The 16,602-nt window shown below is 65.9% G+C and carries 12 protein-coding genes; 4 read left to right on the plus strand and 8 right to left on the minus strand.

Going from position 1 to position 16,602, the window contains the following annotated elements:
* Window positions 1-11: 11 nt before the first annotated feature.
* The 6 genes from RQP54_RS06535 to RQP54_RS06560 form a co-directional block, all read right to left on the minus strand.
* The gene (locus tag RQP54_RS06535) at window positions 12-1,631 is read right to left on the minus strand and encodes a response regulator (protein WP_315677365.1); all 1,620 of its coding nucleotides are present in this window, start codon (window positions 1,629-1,631) and stop codon (window positions 12-14) included.
* 156 nt (window positions 1,632-1,787) lie between these two features.
* Window positions 1,788-2,144, minus strand: a complete 357-nt coding sequence (locus RQP54_RS06540; protein WP_315677366.1) for a cupin domain-containing protein — start codon at window positions 2,142-2,144, stop codon at window positions 1,788-1,790.
* Between the two features lie 100 nt (window positions 2,145-2,244).
* Window positions 2,245-3,351: a polyamine ABC transporter substrate-binding protein gene (locus tag RQP54_RS06545; RefSeq protein ID WP_315677367.1), complete on the minus strand. Its 1,107-nt coding sequence runs from the start codon at window positions 3,349-3,351 to the stop codon at window positions 2,245-2,247.
* A 35-nt stretch (window positions 3,352-3,386) separates the two neighbouring features.
* The gene (locus RQP54_RS06550) at window positions 3,387-4,691 is read right to left on the minus strand and encodes an FAD-binding oxidoreductase (protein WP_315677368.1); all 1,305 of its coding nucleotides are present in this window, start codon (window positions 4,689-4,691) and stop codon (window positions 3,387-3,389) included.
* A 1-nt stretch (window position 4,692) separates the two neighbouring features.
* Window positions 4,693-6,201 (minus strand): aldehyde dehydrogenase family protein, encoded by a 1,509-nt coding sequence (locus RQP54_RS06555; protein ID WP_315677369.1) that lies wholly within the window; start codon window positions 6,199-6,201, stop codon window positions 4,693-4,695.
* 191 nt (window positions 6,202-6,392) lie between these two features.
* Window positions 6,393-7,775 (minus strand): flavin monoamine oxidase family protein, encoded by a 1,383-nt coding sequence (locus tag RQP54_RS06560; protein ID WP_315677370.1) that lies wholly within the window; start codon window positions 7,773-7,775, stop codon window positions 6,393-6,395.
* Window positions 7,776-7,993: 218 nt separating this feature from the next.
* On the opposite strand from RQP54_RS06560, the gene RQP54_RS06565 reads away from it, so the two are divergent.
* Window positions 7,994-8,875: a LysR substrate-binding domain-containing protein gene (locus RQP54_RS06565; protein ID WP_315677371.1), complete on the plus strand. Its 882-nt coding sequence runs from the start codon at window positions 7,994-7,996 to the stop codon at window positions 8,873-8,875.
* Here the strand turns inward: RQP54_RS06565 and RQP54_RS06570 are convergent.
* Window positions 8,872-10,788: an NAD(P)-binding protein gene (locus RQP54_RS06570; protein WP_315677372.1), complete on the minus strand. Its 1,917-nt coding sequence runs from the start codon at window positions 10,786-10,788 to the stop codon at window positions 8,872-8,874. The two genes, RQP54_RS06565 and RQP54_RS06570, sit on opposite strands and share 4 nt — an antisense overlap.
* A 689-nt stretch (window positions 10,789-11,477) precedes the next feature.
* Between RQP54_RS06570 and RQP54_RS19805 the strand changes: the two genes are divergently transcribed.
* Both RQP54_RS19805 and RQP54_RS06580 read left to right on the plus strand, forming a co-directional pair.
* Entirely contained in the window at window positions 11,478-12,527 is a 1,050-nt protein-coding gene (locus RQP54_RS19805) for an FAD-dependent oxidoreductase (RefSeq protein ID WP_409997543.1), read from the plus strand.
* 60 nt (window positions 12,528-12,587) lie between these two features.
* Window positions 12,588-13,814 carry a serine hydrolase domain-containing protein gene (locus RQP54_RS06580; RefSeq protein ID WP_315677374.1) on the plus strand — a complete coding sequence of 409 codons (1,227 nt, stop codon included), beginning with the start codon at window positions 12,588-12,590 and terminating at the stop codon, window positions 13,812-13,814.
* A gap of 1 nt (window position 13,815) precedes the next feature.
* Here RQP54_RS06580 and RQP54_RS06585 read toward each other — a convergent pair whose 3' ends face one another.
* Window positions 13,816-14,937: an NADH:flavin oxidoreductase/NADH oxidase gene (locus RQP54_RS06585; RefSeq protein WP_315677375.1), complete on the minus strand. Its 1,122-nt coding sequence runs from the start codon at window positions 14,935-14,937 to the stop codon at window positions 13,816-13,818.
* Between the two features lie 135 nt (window positions 14,938-15,072).
* On the opposite strand from RQP54_RS06585, the gene RQP54_RS06590 reads away from it, so the two are divergent.
* The gene (locus RQP54_RS06590) at window positions 15,073-16,107 is read left to right on the plus strand and encodes an SPFH domain-containing protein (protein WP_315677766.1); all 1,035 of its coding nucleotides are present in this window, start codon (window positions 15,073-15,075) and stop codon (window positions 16,105-16,107) included.
* The last annotated feature ends 495 nt before the right edge of the window (window positions 16,108-16,602 follow it).

Raw genomic sequence — 16,602 nt, forward strand, 5'->3', positions numbered from 1 at the left:
TGGCCTGCCCGCTATCCCTGGTCTTCCACGCGAGCCCGTGGCAGTGTCAGCGTGATGGTGGTGGTGTCGGTCTCATCATGCACGGAAACCGCAATGCTCCCTCCCTGTGCCTCGGTGAGGAGGCGGGCCGAATAGGTCCCCAATCCGGTACCACCCTCCTTGCCTTGCGTGGTGTACTTGTCGAAGAAGCGGTCACGTATGGCCTGGGGCACAACGCCCGAGTTGGTGATCACAATGCGGAGTGGGTCCTGGTCATAGAGTTGGACACGGATGCGGCTTCCCGAAGGAGCGGCTTCACAAGCGTTCTTCAACAGGTTCTGGAAGATGGAGTAGCACAGCATGGCGTCACCGAGAGCCTGAAGCATGGTGGTGTCACCCCGCTTCTCCGTTTCGACTGAAATGGTCAGGTCCTTGGAGCCGAACGTGATGCGGTCAATTTCCGCGACCCGGCGCAACATGTCTTCCACTGGAACCGGCTTCGGATCCAACGCGTATTGCCCATTCTCGATTTTGTACAGCTCGCTAGAGAGGTTGACCATTCCGAGCACTTGCAAAGCGGTCTCTTCCACGATCTTGAGTTGTTCAACGTGCTGCTGGGCCATGCTGCTGTCCAGCATCAGCCCCTGCACAACGGCCAGGACCCCGGCTAACGGACCCTTCAAGTCGTGCCGGGTGATGTGCTCTACGTCCTGGCGCAGTTGTGCGGCTTCAACCATTTGGTCGTAGTCAGCCTGCAGGTTCCGTCGCAACTCGACGTAGCGCATGAAGTTGCGCACGCGCGGTTTCAGGATGTCTGGGTTGATCGGTTTGGTGATGAAGTCCACTGCACCGAGTTCCATCCCCTTGACGCGCGCATCGGTGTCGGTCATTGCAGTGACGAATATCACCGGAATGGACTCCGAACTGGGGTGTTCACGCATGCGCTGCGCGACTTCAAACCCATCCATGCCCGGCATCATGATGTCCAGGAGTACCAGGTCCGGTGGGCTGTCACCGGTGCAGACCTCGAGTGCTTTTGCGCCGCTCTGAGCCACACGCACACGGTAGTCGTCCTTGAGCAGTTGGGTGAGCAGCATCAGGTTGTCTGGCGTGTCGTCCACGATCAAAATCAGAGGGCGATCGCGCGTACCACTTCCCATGCTCGGGATCGCCTTTGGGTCCTGTCCAGGCGGCGAAGCACCCGCCTTCGCTGAATCCTGCGAACTCACGGATCCCAAGCGCCGCGGACGCCACTCGAATCCCTTCTGGATTCTGGACATGAGCTGTCTGGGTGAATAGGGCTTGAGCAGCATCGAGGACACACCGTTGGCAATCGCCAACTCGACACGTGGTCGTTCGGCTTCCGCGGTGATCATGATGAATGGGATGCCGGCCAGCTTGGCGTCCGCCCGAACGGCGAGAAGCAGGCTTAACCCATCCATGACCGGCATGTTCCAGTCCGACAAAATCATGTCGACGGGCTGGTGACGCAACAACCGCAAGGCTTCTATGCCATCGCGTGCCGCGAGAATCTTTTCGGCGCCTAAGAGCCGAAGTTGATTGACGGTGACACGGCGCATCGTGTCAAAGTCATCAACCACCAGGAACACGGATTCCTTCGACAAGTTTTCCGGGTGGGGGCTGTTGTACATCGTCATCGCTCCTTCATGCCATATGGCAGGGGGCGAGCCACTATCTCAAAGTGATTCCCCCGAGGTTGAATGCGATGGAGTGTGCCTGAACTCAGAACCTTTGTGGACTGCGCTCAAATCTGAAAAGCGCTCTTCGCTGAGCGCTTCACGACGGAATCACTTGGTCTCAAAGACTACGTAGGTCTTGCGGGTGCGCTCGACCACCTGCCAGGTGCCCTGGAAACCGGCCGGAATCACGAAACGGTCTCCCGCGCGTACGGTCACGGCAGTGCCGTCGTTGGCAGTGATGACGCTTACGCCCTCGATGATCTGGCAGAACTCTTCTTCGGTGTAGTTCACCTGCCAGGTTCCGACGTCACCGGCCCATTCACCCACGGCGAATTGCCCTGTCTTGTCGCTGTAGTGCTGCCAGACGGTCAGCTGTGGGTTGCCTGCCAGCAGGCGCTCGGGTTCCTTGCGGTAATGTTCTGCGGGAACGTCCTTCGATCCGAATACATAGATGGGCTGGGTCACAGTGTCTCCTGTTGCGCGATGAAATGGGTTTCGCCGAGGCTAACGCGCGCAGCGCCCCCCAAGGGGGCCACTTGCGCGCAGCCCGGCGGTGGCGCCTCCGTCAGAGCCCGGACTTGAAGCTGGTGTAGGTGCGTGCCATGAGGCGACGCACCTCGTTGGTCAGCGGTGCCGGCGACACCATCTTGGCCATGTCGGCCTCGGTCAGGAAGATGGTATGGTCATTCGCCACTTCAGGTTTCACGAACGGTTTGGAGGCCAGGTTGGGGTTGGCGTAGCTGAGCTTGTTCGACAGGTTGGCATGCACTTCGGGGCGCAGGATGTAGTTGATGAACTTGTGCGCATTCGTGGGATGGGGGGCATCGGCCGGGATCACCATGCCGTCGAAGAACAGCATCGTGCTGGTCTTGGGAATCAAGGTCTGGATCTTGTTGCCGTTCTTGGCTTCCAGGGCCATGCGACGCGCCTTGCCCAAGTCGCCCGACCAACCAATGGCCACGCAGTTCGTGCCCGATGCCAGGTCGTTCATGTAGCCTGCAGAGTTGAACAGCGTCACATAGGGGCGGATGCTCTTGAGCAAGGCCCCTGCGGCGGCATAGTCGGCCGGACTCTTGGTGTCCACCGACTTGCCCAGGTAGAGCAGGGCCAGCGGAACGATTTCGGACGGGGAGTCCAGAAAGGACACGCCGCAGCCCCTGAGTTTGCTGATGTATTCGGGCTTGAACACCAAATCCCAAGCGTCATCGGGCAAGGGCTTGCCACCGAGTGCAGCCTTGACCTTCTCTGTGTTGATGCCCACCGTGGTGTAGCCCCACAACCAGTTCACCATGTACTGGTTGCCCGGGTCCGCAATGCCCAGCTTCTCCTGCAAGGCCGGGTCGAGGTTCTTGAGATTGGGCAGCAGACTCTTGTCGAGCTTTCGCAGCAAGCCTCCGTCGATCTGCTGGCGCACGAAGGTGGACGAGGGCACGACGATGTCGTAGCCGGTCTTGCCCGCGACCAGCTTGGCATGCAGGATTTCGTTGCTGTCGAAGGTGTCGTACACGACCTTGATGCCGGTTTCCTTCTCGAAGTTCTTGAGCGTGTCATCGGCGATGTATTCCGACCAGTTGGCCATGTGCAGGACTTTTTCCTCGTCCTGCGCCTGGGCGACCAGACAGGCGCAGGCTGCGGCAGTGGCCGCCAACCATCGGGTCAATCGGTGTTGCATGAATGTCTCACTTTCTGTGGAGTTGGGTGAAAAGATCAGGCCAGCGCGTCCTTGAGCCGGTACCAGCCCATGCCCAGCACCAGTGCCGGGGTGCGCAGCCAGGGGCCACCGGGGAAGGGCCGGTGGCGCAGCCGCGAGAACACGTCAAAACGGGCAGCGTCGCCGGCGATGGCTTGGGCCACCATGCGGCCAGCCATGCCGCTGAGCGCCACGCCGTGGCCGCAGAAGCCTTGCAGGTAGTACACGTTCTGGTGCGGGCCCAGGCGGCCGAAGTCCGGCGCGCGGTTCATGGTGATGTCCACGTAGCCGCCCCACTGGAAGTCGATGTGGGCACTGGCCAGGGCCGGGAAAGTGCGCACCATGCGTGCGCGCATGACCGCGGCGTAGTCGGGCGGTGGCGTGCGCCCGAACCCGACCCGTCCGCCGTAGAGCATGCGCAGGTCCGGGGTGGTGCGGAAATAGTCCAGCACCACGTTGTTGTCGGACACCGCAGCCCCGCTGGGCACCAGGCTAACCACCAGTTCGCGGTCCAGGGCTTGGGTGGCGATGATGTAGGACGCCACCGGCATCACGCGGTCGTGCAGCGGCGCGTCGATGCCGTGCAAGTGCACATTGCCTGCCAGCACCACACGCTGCGCGCGCACCGTGCCTGTGGGCGTTCGCAGGGTGCAGGTCTCGCCGGGCAGCAACCGCTGTACCGGACACATCTCATGCACCACGACACCCAGGCTGCGCGCCGCCCGCGCCAGCCCCAGTGTGTATTTGAGCGGGTTGATGTGGCCGCACAGCGGGTCGTACACCCCTGCCAGGTAGCGTGGCGAGTTCACCCAGTCCGGCATCTCGCTGGCGCTGATGCGCCGCTGCACATGGCCGTAGCGCCGCTCCAGGATGTCCGCGTCGTCCATCAGTTCGCGGGCTTTGCGGGGCTTGACCGCGACACTGACATAACCCGGTTGCCAGTCCGCATCGATGCTGAACTCGGCGCAACGTTGCTGCAGCAGGTGGATGCTTTCCACGGTGGTGTGGAACACTTCCCGTGCCGCGTCGGCACCGAGTTGGCGTTCCACCACGCCGAGGTCGCAGGCCAGGCTGTGCAGCACCTGGCCGCCATTGCGCCCGCTGGCACCGAAGCCCAGGCGCTGGCCTTCGAGCACGTGGACCGACAGGCCCCGCTGCGCCAGCTCGATGGCGGTCGATAGGCCCGCAATGCCGCCGCCCACTACGGCCACATCGCAGTGCACCGTGCCCACCAGCGGCTCCTGCACCGGGGGCAAGCTGGTGGTGCACGCGTAGTAAGACCCCGCAGCCAGGCTGCGGTCGAGTTCCAGCAGGCTCGTCATGTCAGTCCTTCATGCCGAAGGCGTCTGCGTCGGGGTAGGGGAACCACTCCTCGTCGTCCAGGGCCTGCGGGGCCATCATCACCATCTTGGAGCGGCGGAACTGCTCCAGCCCTTCGGCACCCAGCTCGCGGCCACTGCCGGTCATCTTGCGTCCCCCGAACGGCACGCAGTCGTTGTCGTTGAGGGGGGTGTTCACCCACACGATGCCGGATTCGATTTCGGCCACGGCCCGCATGGCTTCATTCAGGTCGTGGGTGTAGATGTTGGCGCCCAGGCCGAACTCCGAATCATTGGCGTAGCGGATCGCTTCGTCCAGGCTGGCCACCTTGCACACGGGGGCAATGGGGCCAAAGATTTCCTGGTGCATGATTTCCATGTCGTGCCGCACTTCCAGCACGGTCGGTTCCCAGAACCAGCCCTTGTTCAGTTGGGGCGGGCGGCGGTTGCCGCAGCGCACCACGGCACCTTGCTCGACGGCGCGAGCCAACACCCGCTCCACGCGCAGCAGCTCGCGCTCGTTGGCCAGCGGCCCCATGTCAACCTTGTCCAGCCCGTGGCCCAGGCGCAGCGCCTGGGCATGGCGGGTCAGCGCCTGCACAAAGGGCTCATACACGGCCTCATGCACGTAGAAGCGCTCGGCCGAGGTGCAGACCTGGCCACAGTTCAGGAAGGCAGCAAACGCCGCCCCGCGGGCCACGACTTCCACCGGAGCCGAGGGCATGACGATGAAGGGGTCGTTGCCCGAGGCTTCGCTGAGCACAGGCTTGAATCGCTCGGCCGCTGCCTTGGCCACCGCCTGCGCGGCGCGTACGCTGCCGGTGAAGGCGATGCCATGGGTGTGCTCGTGCGCCACCAGCTGCGCCCCCACGGCCGCGCCACCGGTCAGCAGTTGCACCAGGCCCGGGGGGAGCTCGGCAAAGGCCTCCATCAGCATCAGCAGGGTCAGCGATGTCAATTCGGAGGGCTTGACGATGACGGCATTGCCCGCCGCCAGGGCTGCTGCGGCCTGCCAGCCAAAGAGCAGGGCCGGAAAGTTGTAGGGCACGATGGACACGATGGTCCCGAGCGGCTCCTTGAAGGTCATGTGCCACTGTCCGGCGACGGCCGGCCCAGCGACCCGGCCCTGGTCGTGGCGGGCCAACTCGGCGTAGTAACGGAAGGCCGAGGCGCTGGCACCCGCTTCCCAGTGGGCCTCACGGTAGGGCTTGCCCATTTCGCGTGTCAGGCACTCCCCGACTTCGGCGGCGATGGCTTCCATGCGGTTGGCCACGGCGTGCAGTGCCTCGGCGCGCTCGGTGCTGCTCAGCGCCCACCAGTCGCGCTGCGCGGCACGGGCGCAGGCTACAGCCTGGTTGACTTCCGCCTCCGTGGCATCGGCGTAGTGGCCGAGGTGCTCCAGCGATGCGGGGTCGGTGATCGGATGCGTGGCGCCGGTGCCGGCGAGGAACTGGCCGTGGATGTAGTGCTGGCCGCTGAGGGCGCGCATGCGGTCTTGGGTGGGGGTGCTCATGGTGAAAAAGACAGAAGGCTGGGACAGTAGTAACGGGTGCCATGGTGCGCGGCGCACGTGCGTTGCGCAACACGGATTTCGTGCCAGAGGGTGTTAAAAAAATGCACAGCTGGCGGCGCCAAAAAACGGGGGTCTTGCAGTGGAGTGACGGACCGCAAGACCCCATGGCGCCAGTGCGGCGCCGAAAGCGTTCAACCGGAGAGAACCTCGCTGGCAGCGCGCAAGCCCGACAGGTAGGCCCCGTGGGCGGTAGCGAAGTTGGTCTTTTCCGTGGCCTCACCGGCAAAGTACAGGCGCTTGGCCACGTTGGCCGCGAGGTTGGTGCGCATGGTCGGGGTCGAACCCAGCACGTTGCACGAATAGGAGCCGCCCGCGTACGGGTCGGATGCCCAGCGGGTAATGGCCCAGCTGGTCGGCGCCGGAATGCCATCGCCATACATGGTTTTGAGCGTGTCCATGGCGTCGGTCACGATCTCCTGGTCAGTCCAGGACTCGATCGTCTTGCCAAAGGCAGCGGCGTTGAAGCCGAGCAGGATGGGTTGCCCGGTGGGGCGCGCAAAGCTCACCCACTCGGCCCACTGGCCATAGTAGGTGCGCTCGGGGATGTACTCAATCCAGTCCACCTGGGTGTTCCAGAACGCATAGGGGAAGCGCAGGTAGCACTTGTTGTACACGCCCATGCCGAGCTTGCTGATGGCGGTCTGCTTGGCCGCGGGCAAGGCTGGCGAGAAACTCACCGAGCCCGACTGTAGTACGCCCAGCGGCAGGGTCACGACCACGCGGCTGGCGGCAAAGCTGCCGGACTTGGTGGTCACGGTGACACCGGCGCTGTCATAGGCAATGCGCGTTACCACCTGGCCGAAGCGGATGTCCAAGCCCGAGGCCAGTGCATCGAGCAACACCTTGTAGCCGTCCAGGAACAGTGCGTCATTGCCCGCGTACTCGCTCATGTTGTCGTACCAATAGGTCGACAGTTTGGTGGCGTCGCCAGCGTACTCGTGTTCGATGGTGCTGTTGACCAGGAAGTCGATGCGCTTCTTGTCGGCTTCCGAGCGGGTGCCATAGCCCAGGCCAGCGCGGGCAGCATCACGCACCGATTGGTCGGTGGAGGCGTCCTGTGCCGTGGCCAGTACATTCTCCATCTGGGTCTGCAGCTTCTTGAGCTGGCTGCGCGCCGTGCTCCCGAGCTTGGTGCCATCGGAGTCGAAGGTTTCATAGCTGGTGTAGCTGGTCGTCGCCAGCCGTGCTCCGATGGAGCGTGCCAGCACGGCCAGCGGGTTGCTGTCGCTGTCGCCGTGGATCCAGGTGGCCCCCATGTCCACCCGCGCATCGCTCCAGCCGGTATACGTGTCGATGCGCCCGCCGATGCGGGTGCGCGCTTCGAGCACCACCACCTCCTTGCCTGCCTCGCGCAGTTTCTTGGCCGCAGCCAGGCCCGACATGCCGGCCCCGATGACCAATACCCGCTCTGGTGCCGCCGCGAGCAGGGGCGCTGCCCCCGCCTGTGCGGGCAGCACACTGGCCCCCACGCCGGCCGACCCTGCAGCCAGAAAACCACGTCGTTTCATCGTCATGCACTTGTCCTTGTAAGAGTTGAGTTGGCGGTGGCCCCAACGCCGGCCGTGCGGGTGGCGGTGTTTGCCCGATCCGTGTTGCACTGGATCGCGAAAGGCGACTTAGGCACGTGACGTCAGGGGCAAAAACAGGGCGCGATGGTGCGGGCTGCAGGGGGGGCGGCGCAACACGCAATAAGTGCTGGTGGATAATAGAAAAAGTAACATCTGCCGTTCCCATGACACGACGCACGCTTCCCCCGCTCAATGCGGTACGCGCTTTTGAAGTGGCGGCCCGCCTGGGCAGCTTCGTGGCGGCGTCGCAGGAGCTGCATGTCACGCAGCCGGCGATCGGACGCCACGTCAAGGCCCTGGAAGACAACCTGGGAACGTCCTTGTTCGAGCGCACGCCTCGCGGCGTGGTATTGACGACGGCCGGGCAGCACTATTTCGAGCAGGTCAGTGCCGCCTTGCAGGCCATTGCCGAAGCCTCGGTGGACCTGCGGACCCGCGCCAGGAAACCGAGCCTGCGCCTGGTGGTGGTTCCAGGGTTTGCGTCGCGTTGGCTGCGCCCGCGTCTGGCGGCTTTTCGCCAGCTGCATCCGGGGGTACGCATCAGTGTCGAATTCAATGCCGGCTTTGGTGATCCGGCCGAGCACCGGGCCGACCTTGGCATTGGCTACGGTGAGCCGGAGGAATACAGCGGCACGGTAGAGACCCTGGTCCGCCCGGCCATCTTTCCGGTGTGTTCGCCGGCCTTTCTCGCGGGCCTGGAGAAACCGCTGCGCCATGCCTCGGAGTTACCGCGACTGCCCTTGCTGCACGAAGACGATGGCACATGGTGGGGGCAGTGGCTCAAAGCGTGCGGGGTGCGCGCCAAGGCCCATGCCGAGCTGACCTACGACAGTGCCGACCAGGTCATAGCCGAAGCCGTGGCCGGAGAGGGCGTGGCCCTGTGCAACGAGTACCTGGTGGCGCAGGAGCTGCGCGACGGCCGCTTGGTGCGCCCCTTGCCCGATGCCCCGGCCCTGCAGGCCTACGTGCTGGTGTTTCCCCCCGCAACGGCCAGCCCGATCACGCGCTCGTTCACACACTGGCTGCGCGAAGCGCTGGCGCGCTAGGCGGGCAACTCACGCACGGCGCGCCAGGCGCCGTCAATGGCAGCGTCCATGTAGGCGCGGCCTTCACTGTCGGAGCCTGCCATGGCGATGCGCCCCAGTGGCTTGGCCGCCAGTCGGTGGGCGGGCTGGCCGCGGTAGCGTGCGTCTTCCCACACATAGCCGTGTCCCCAGCGGTTCACGGTGATGGCGGCAATGTCGCGCTGTGCGTCCAAGCCTTGCGCACCGTACATGCCCTGCAACTGCCGGGCGATGGCCTCTTCGTAGTAGGCAAAGTCCTGACCCAGCAGCTCGGCGCGACCGGCGCGGAAGATGTCGGGGGGCGCCGCCTCGGTGAACACTGGGCCGGGTACGCGGATCATCAGCAGGCAGGCCGGTTCGTCCGGGTGTGCGGGAGGGCCGTAGCGGCCCATGCGCACCGGGAAGTCCATCTGGCAGAACTGGAACGGCGATGCGGGCGCATAGCTGACCGCCACGCCGGATTTCTTCAGGGCATGCCAGCGCCGCAGCACCACCTGGGCATAGACCATGGGCATCTTGAGGTTGGCGCGCAGCGCCTCCTTCTGGCTGGTGGGCAGGCCCTGCACCACATGGGCGGTGTTGCTGCTCCAGCCTGCCATCACCACATGGCGGGCCTGGGTCAGGCGGGTGCTGCCGTTGTGCACATAGCGGACCTGCACCCCCTTGCCGGTGTTGGCCACCGACACCGCGGTACTTTGCAGGCGGATGTTGACGGCTTGCAGCTGCGGGCGGTCGAGCTGGCGGTAGTCGAACCGCGCTTCCACGCATTGCGCGGCCGTGCCGAAGCGGGCCACGCCGGGCACCAGGCGCTGCAGCAGCAGCCGCGCTAGCGTGGCACCGCCATCGGGAAAGTGGAACAGGTAGCCATCCAGGTCTTCGTCATCGTCGTTTTCCGGCGCGGCATCGGCCACCCGCTCGCGCCGTTCCGTGCCGAACCATTGGTGGCGCTGTGCGGCGCTGCCCAGGCCCAGCAGTCCGCCATCCGCCGCCGCTTCCATCGACACGGCATAGCCACCCAGCGCGGAGTCCTCGGCCATGGCCATCGACAGCAGGGCCACCAGCGCCGGGTCGCTCAACCGGTAGGTGTCGCGCAGGAAGGCCACGTAGTTGTCGGCCTCGGTGACATCGCGCTGGCGCAAGCCCCTGGGCGGTGTGTTGGCCAGCACCTGCCGCAGAAGGTGCTGCTGTGCTGCACTCAGCGGTGCATGTGCCAGCGTGGTGTGAAACGCAGGTGGCGCAACCATGCCAGGCACGTAATGGCGGCTGTAGTACAGCGGTGCACGCAGCGTGGGCGGGGTGCTGGCCACGAGCGCGTCGCGGCCGAACATGGCCGCGTCATAGTGCACGCCCATGCCCAGACCGTGCTGGCGGAAGTAGTCCAGGTTGTAGGCGCGGCGCAGCGCCACCATGTCCACCCCCAGCTCCTGCAACAGGGCGCGGGCCTGGGCGCTGTAGTTCTGCGGGGCGTCGAAGGACTGGGTGCCGCCATAGCTCAGCAGGCTGCGCCCGCCGACGCTGAATTCGTTGCGCCGCGCGTGACCACCCACATCGTCGTGGTTGTCCAGTACCAGGATGCGGGCTTGGGGCTTGATGCGCTGGCGGTAGAAGTAGGCCGCGCTCAGGCCGCTGATGCCGGCGCCCACCACGATCAGGTCCCAGGGCGGTCCATCGCTGTCGGGTGTGCCGGTTTCCACACCGCCACCCCAGGCCAGTGCATGGGCCGCGTCCATGGTGCCTGGGGCACTGCCGCGCAGGCCCGTCAGCGCAGGAGGGTAAGGGGCTGCAGCCCCTGCGCCCTGGGCCAGTGCCCAGCTGGGCCCGAGCCATGCCATGCCATTGAGAAAGTCGCGTCGCTGCAAGGGGACTCCAGTGAATGTGTCGCTGCGGGTACGCATGATGCCGCCCCGACAACGATGGGACAAGTGCCGCTAGATGGGGGCGATAATTCCCGACGATCGCGCGCCGGACGGATTTCACCTTCTTTCCGTTGGCGCGCCACTGCATCTGCCCCATGTCCCCTGTCGCGCCACCGCCCGTCCGCACCGAGCTGTACACCCATTGGGGCGATGGCTCCACCGTGGCAGCGCGCTGGCACGAAGCACAGCGCGACACCATGTCCCTGCACCTGGTGGCCCTGTCCGCTGGCGTGCCGCCGCCGCCGCTGCTGGGCGCCGGGAGGCTGGCCGACTGGCTGGCGGGAGTGAACGCCCCTGGTGTCTACCACCACAGCGCCGATGGAGGGCGACTGCGGCTGAGCCTGTGGGTCGGCGAGTGGGAACGACTGCTGCCCGAGCTGCGTCTCCAGGCCGATGCGGTGGTGCTGGGAGATGGCGCGTGGGCGACCGGCCCGCAGGCACTGGCGCTGTGCAAGGCCCTGACCCGCTGCGCCCGCCGTGGCACCACGCTGCGGGCGGCCACCGTAGAGCCTGTGGCCTTGCAGGCATTGGCGCCCGTGCTGCAAGCCACGGGCTGGCAGGCCCCGACCGATGCCACCAGCGCCTGGCAATGGCACCCGACCTGGACGATCAAGACCGACCGCGAGCCCTGGCGTACCTGGGTGCGCCCCGCAGGCCATTGCGCCGTGGTGGGTGCCGGCATTGCCGGAGCGGCGGTGGCAGCGGCCCTGGCGCGCCAGGGTTGGAGCGTGCAGGTGCTCGATGTCGGCGACGACGTGGCCGCCGGAGCCTCGTCGCTGCCCGTGGGCCTGGCCACCGAATATCGCAGTGCCGATGACGCGCCCTTGTCGCGCCTGACGCGCCAGGGGGTGCGGGCCTTGAACGCGGCCGCACGGACCCTGCTGGTGGAGGGGCGGGATTGGGCGCCCAGCGGGGCGCAGGAGTTGCCGCTCGGGGGCGCACCCGGTGCCTGGAGCTCGCAGCCCGAAGCCTGCTGGGTCAAGCCGCGCGCACTGGTGCAGGCCTGGATGGCGACTGCAGGCGTTCAGTTCCAAGGCAACGCCACGGTGCATACGGTGCAGCGCGACGGTGCTGCCTGGTGCCTGCGTGATGCGCAGGGGGCCGTAGTGGCGCGTGCGGACCGTGTGGTGCTGGCTGCGGCCAGCGGGGTGGCGGACCTGCTGGTGCAATCGCCGGACTTGCGTGACGCGGGGGCCGGGCGGGGCTGGCCGCCACTGCACACGGTGCGGGGGCTGGTGAGCTGGGGGCGCCACAACGTGCCGGAAACGCGCCCGTTTCCCGTGCAGCCCGTGCACGGCAACGGCAGCCTGATTGCCCAGGTGCCTTTTTCGGACGGTGCGCGCTGGTTTGTCGGTGCCAGCTACCAACCCGTGCATGTTGGAGAGCCGGAATGGCCCGACGACAAGAACCATGGGGCCAATGCATTGCGCCTGGAAAAACTGGCGCCGGCATTGTTCGCGGCCCTGACGCCCGCGCTGGAAGCCGGGACATTGCAGGCTTGGAAAGGCCAGCGTTGCGTTACCGGGGACCGCATGCCCTTGGTGGGGCCGGTCGCAGCGCAATTGCCCGACGTGTGGGTGTGCGCCGGCTTTGGCTCGCGCGGCCTGAGCCTGGTCGCCGTGTGCGCTGAGCTGCTGGCCTCGCAATGGAGCGGCCAACCCTGGCCCCTGCCCGCGAGCCTGGCCCAGCTACTGTTACCCTATCGAAAACGCCAGTAGCCCGCACAAATAGTGCGTAGACAGCTATGAAACCTATAGCGACACACCGGAGACGCCTGCATGCCTGATCCTGACCACGTCGTACCCGCCCCTTTGCAGGGGCATTGCCACCCGCACTTTGCCGGGGTGGCACGGCAGTTCGCGCGGTCGTTTGTGGACGGCGAAGAGATCGGCGCCGCACTGTGCGTGTACCACCGGGGTGAGTGCGTGGTGGACCTGTGGGGGGGCTGGGCCGACCGCGAACAGCGCGTGCCCTGGCAGGCCGACACCCTGATCGTGGTGTTTTCCGTCACCAAGGGCCTCGCGGCCATGGCGCTGAACCTGGCGGCCGAACGCGGTGCCTTCGACTGGGATGCGCCGGTGGCGCGCTACTGGCCGGGCTTCGCCCAGAACGGCAAGGCGGACATCACGGTGCGCCAGCTCTTTAACCACCGCGCCGGGCTGCATGCCCTCTCCACCCCGCTGACCCTGGAACAGTGCTTTGACGCCACCCAGCGGGATGCCGTGCGCGCCGCACTGGAGCGGCAGGCGCCAGCCTGGAACGCCGGGGTCGACCAGGGCTACCACGCGCTGACATTCGGCTTGTACGCCAGCGCGTTCTTTCGGCAGGCGGTGGGTGAGCCGCTGGAGGCATTCCTGCACCGCGAGTACCTCGATCCGCTGGGGGCCGATGTGCACCTGGGCACGCCGCCGTACGAGGACGCACGCATCGCCACGCTGTATCCGGGGTCAGACGCGGCGCGTGTCGGCCGCATGGTCTGGGCGGCCTTGCGCGGGGGCAGCACCGAGTCCAACGTGGCGCGCTCCTTCCTCGCGGGCCAGGATGCCAAGGGTGCGTTTTCCAACCCGCCCGCCCCAGGCGGCTTCGGTGTCTACAACCAGCCGCCGGTGCGCCGTGCGGCGCTCGCGTGGGCCTCGGCCACGGCCAGTGCGCGGGGCTTGGCGCGGGCCTATGTGCCGTGGTCGGTAGGTGGCACCTGGCAGGGGCGCCAATGGCTGCAGCCGCAGACCATCGCTCCCTTGCTGGAGCGCCAGGGTTGGGCTGAGCCCGACCGGGTGCTGGGCAAACCGCTGGGCTGGTCGCAGGGCTTTCTCAAAGAGGAAACCACGGTGTTCTCCCCGAACCCGGAATCCTTCGGCCACAGCGGCATCGGTGGCACGCTGGGCTGGTGCGACCCGAAGGCGCAGCTGGCCATCGGCTACGTGATGAACCGCAGTGACTGGCGCGTGCGCTCACCGCGCGCGCTGGCGCTGTGCCGGGCGCTGTACCAGTGCACGCTGGATTGACCTAGCGCACGCCGACCGCCACCTTGCCGAACACCTGTGCTGCCTCGCGCGGCAGGGCCCGCCAGTAAGGCGGGTGCCCCTGGACTTCTCCACCCAGCGCGGCGGCAGCCTGCCAGCCCCAGCGCGGGTTGTAGAGGAAGGCGCGGGCCAGGGCCACGAGGTCGGCATCACCTTGCTGCAGCACCGCTTCGGCCTGGGCCGCTTCGGTGATGAGGCCGACACCGAAGGTGGCGAGTCCGCTGGCGGCGCGGATCTGGCGCGCAAACGGCAACTGGTAGCCGGGCCCGAGGGTGATCTTCTGCAAGGGCGAAACGCCCCCGCTGGAAACGTGGATGAAATCGCAGCCTGCGGCCTTCAGGGCCTGGGCCAGCGCCGTGCTCTGCTCCACGTCCCAGCCGCCTTCCACCCAGTCACTGGCAGAGATGCGCACCCCCAGCGTGCCTTGGTAGGCGGCGCGCAGCGCAGTGAAGACTTCAAGCACATAGCGCATGCGGTTTTCCAGCGCGCCGCCGTAGGCGTCGGTGCGCTGGTTGGCCAGCGGCGACAGGAACTCGTGCAGCAGGTAGCCGTGGGCCGCGTGCAGTTCGATGGCATCGACACCGATGGCCTCGGCGCGCCGTGCGGCAGCGATGAAAGCGTCCTTCACCCGGGCCATGTCGTCGGGCGTTATGGCGGTGGGTGGCGCCTCCTGCGGCAGGTGTGGCAGTGCCGAAGGCGCAAAGGTCTCCCAACCGCCCTGTTCGCGCGACAGTAGCTGCGCACCTTGCCAGGGCAGTGCGCTCGACGCCTTGCGCCCCGCGTGGGCCAGTTGGATGCACACCGCCGTTTTCGGAGCCAGGGCACGCGCGCGGTTCAGCGTGTCGCCCAGGGCGCGTTGCGTCGTGTCGTCCCACAGGCCCAGGCAGGCCGGGGTGATGCGGCCTTCGGGCACCACGGCCGTGGCTTCGATGGTGAACAGGCCCGCCCCGCTGTTGAGCAGGTTGCCCCAGTGCATCAGGTGCCAGTCGGTGGCGCAGCCGTCCTGTGCCTGGTACTGGCACATGGGGGCAACAACGATGCGGTTGGGAAGGGTCAGCCCACCGCGAGGCGAGGGCAGGGTGAAGGGGGAAAACAGCAGGCTCATGGCGCAATACTGGTGGGGGTGAAGGACGACCCTATTGTGCCGTGCGGTGCAGCGGGCCAAGGGGTGGCACGCACCACAGGGCTGTGTATGATGGCCCGCCACCCCTGGCACCACACTGACAAGGAGAGCTGCACCATGGCCCTGATGGACTTCATCAAGAAACAGTTCATTGACGTCATCCAATGGACCGAAGAGGACGACGGTACCCTGGCCTGGCGCTTTCCCATGGCAGGCATGGAAATCCAGAACGGTGCCCAGCTCGTGGTGCGCGAGTCGCAGTTGGCGGTGTTCGTGAACGAAGGCCAGGTGGCCGATGTGTTCGGCCCCGGCACCCACAAGCTCACCACGCAGACCCTGCCGGTGCTGACTTACCTGAAGAACTGGGACAAGCTGTTCGAGTCGCCCTTCAAGAGCGACGTGTACTTCTTCAGCACGCGCCAGCAGCTCGACTGCAAGTGGGGTACACCCCAGCCCATCACGGTGCGCGATGCCGACTTTGGCGCCGTGCGCCTGCGCGCCTTCGGCAACTACGCCTTCCGCATTGCCGACCCCAAGCGCTTCCACACCGAAATTTCAGGCACGCGCGAAGCCTATACCGTGGCCGACATCGACGGTCAGCTGCGCGGCCTGGTGCTGCAGAACATCAGCAATGCCATCGCCTCCAGCGGCATCGCCTTCCTGGACCTGGCAGCGAACCAGCTCACCTTTGCGCAGGCACTCGCCCGCCAGCTCGCGCCCGAGTTCGAGAAGATCGGCCTCCAGTTGGAGGGCATGACGGTGCAGAACGTGTCGCTGCCCGAAGAGCTGCAGAAAGTGCTGGACCAGAAGATCGGCATGGGCATGGTGGGCAAGGACATGGGCCAGTTCATGCAGTACCAGACCGCGCAGGCGATTCCGAAGATGGCCGAAGGCGGCGGTGGCAGCGGCATTGCGGGCGATGCCATGGGGCTAGGGGCCGGCGTGGCGCTGGGACAGGTGCTGGCGCAGAACCTGGCGGCTGGCTTGCATCCGGCGGCGGCGCCTGTTGCTGCGGCGGCGGCTGCCGTTGGAATCAAGCCGGAAGAGGTGATGGCGACGTTGGAGAAGTTGGGTGATTTGAAGGCCAAGGGCATTCTCACCGAGGAAGAGTTTTCGGCGAAGAAGGCGGAGTTGTTGAAGAAGCTTGTTTGATGCTTTCGTTGCATCCAGTCGTGGTGCTGCGCTGGCTGTTCGGAGACTTTGCTTGAGTTCTTTTTTTCCTCACTCCACCCCCATACCCCCCCGCCCCTTTCCACCCTCGCCAGGGCGGAAAGGGGAGCCCAACAGCCGATTTGGCCGCGTGTCCCAACAAGGGGAGTGCACGCGCCAATTGGCGTTGGGGCAGGGGTGGAGGGATTTGGTAGTGAAATTGGCCTCTAGCCCACGTATTCATTGCGCAAGCAGCTATCAATTCGGTAGCGACTCCGGCTCCCTCCCCGCCTGCACAGCGCCGACGTACCGGCTGCGCGTGTACTTCCCTTGTTTACCGCGACAGCCAAATGGGGCTGTTGGGCTCCCCTCTTTCGCCCGGCGGGGCGAGAGAGGGGCGGGGGGGAGTGAGGGGGGCGTGAGGAAAAAACAAAACCAAGCATTCCCTCCGAACCAAGAAATCGCCCCATGGTTCCCTCCAAAAACTGGAGCCCATTG

The organism is Curvibacter sp. APW13 (genome assembly GCF_032337135.1).
Taxonomy (GTDB): Bacteria; Pseudomonadota; Gammaproteobacteria; order Burkholderiales; family Burkholderiaceae_C; genus Allorhodoferax.

Coding starts and splice junctions, on each gene's coding strand:
- RQP54_RS06550 (WP_315677368.1), bottom strand. CDS start 4,691: ATGACGAGCCTGCTGGAACTCGACCGCAGCCTGGCTGCGGGGTCTTAC.
- RQP54_RS06585 (WP_315677375.1), bottom strand. CDS start 14,937: ATGAGCCTGCTGTTTTCCCCCTTCACCCTGCCCTCGCCTCGCGGTGGG.
- RQP54_RS06545 (WP_315677367.1), bottom strand. CDS start 3,351: ATGCAACACCGATTGACCCGATGGTTGGCGGCCACTGCCGCAGCCTGC.
- RQP54_RS06570 (WP_315677372.1), bottom strand. CDS start 10,788: ATGCGTACCCGCAGCGACACATTCACTGGAGTCCCCTTGCAGCGACGC.
- RQP54_RS06580 (WP_315677374.1), top strand. CDS start 12,588: ATGCCTGATCCTGACCACGTCGTACCCGCCCCTTTGCAGGGGCATTGC.
- RQP54_RS06590 (WP_315677766.1), top strand. CDS start 15,073: ATGGCCCTGATGGACTTCATCAAGAAACAGTTCATTGACGTCATCCAA.
- RQP54_RS06560 (WP_315677370.1), bottom strand. CDS start 7,775: ATGACGATGAAACGACGTGGTTTTCTGGCTGCAGGGTCGGCCGGCGTG.
- RQP54_RS06565 (WP_315677371.1), top strand. CDS start 7,994: ATGACACGACGCACGCTTCCCCCGCTCAATGCGGTACGCGCTTTTGAA.
- RQP54_RS06535 (WP_315677365.1), bottom strand. CDS start 1,631: ATGTACAACAGCCCCCACCCGGAAAACTTGTCGAAGGAATCCGTGTTC.
- RQP54_RS06555 (WP_315677369.1), bottom strand. CDS start 6,201: ATGAGCACCCCCACCCAAGACCGCATGCGCGCCCTCAGCGGCCAGCAC.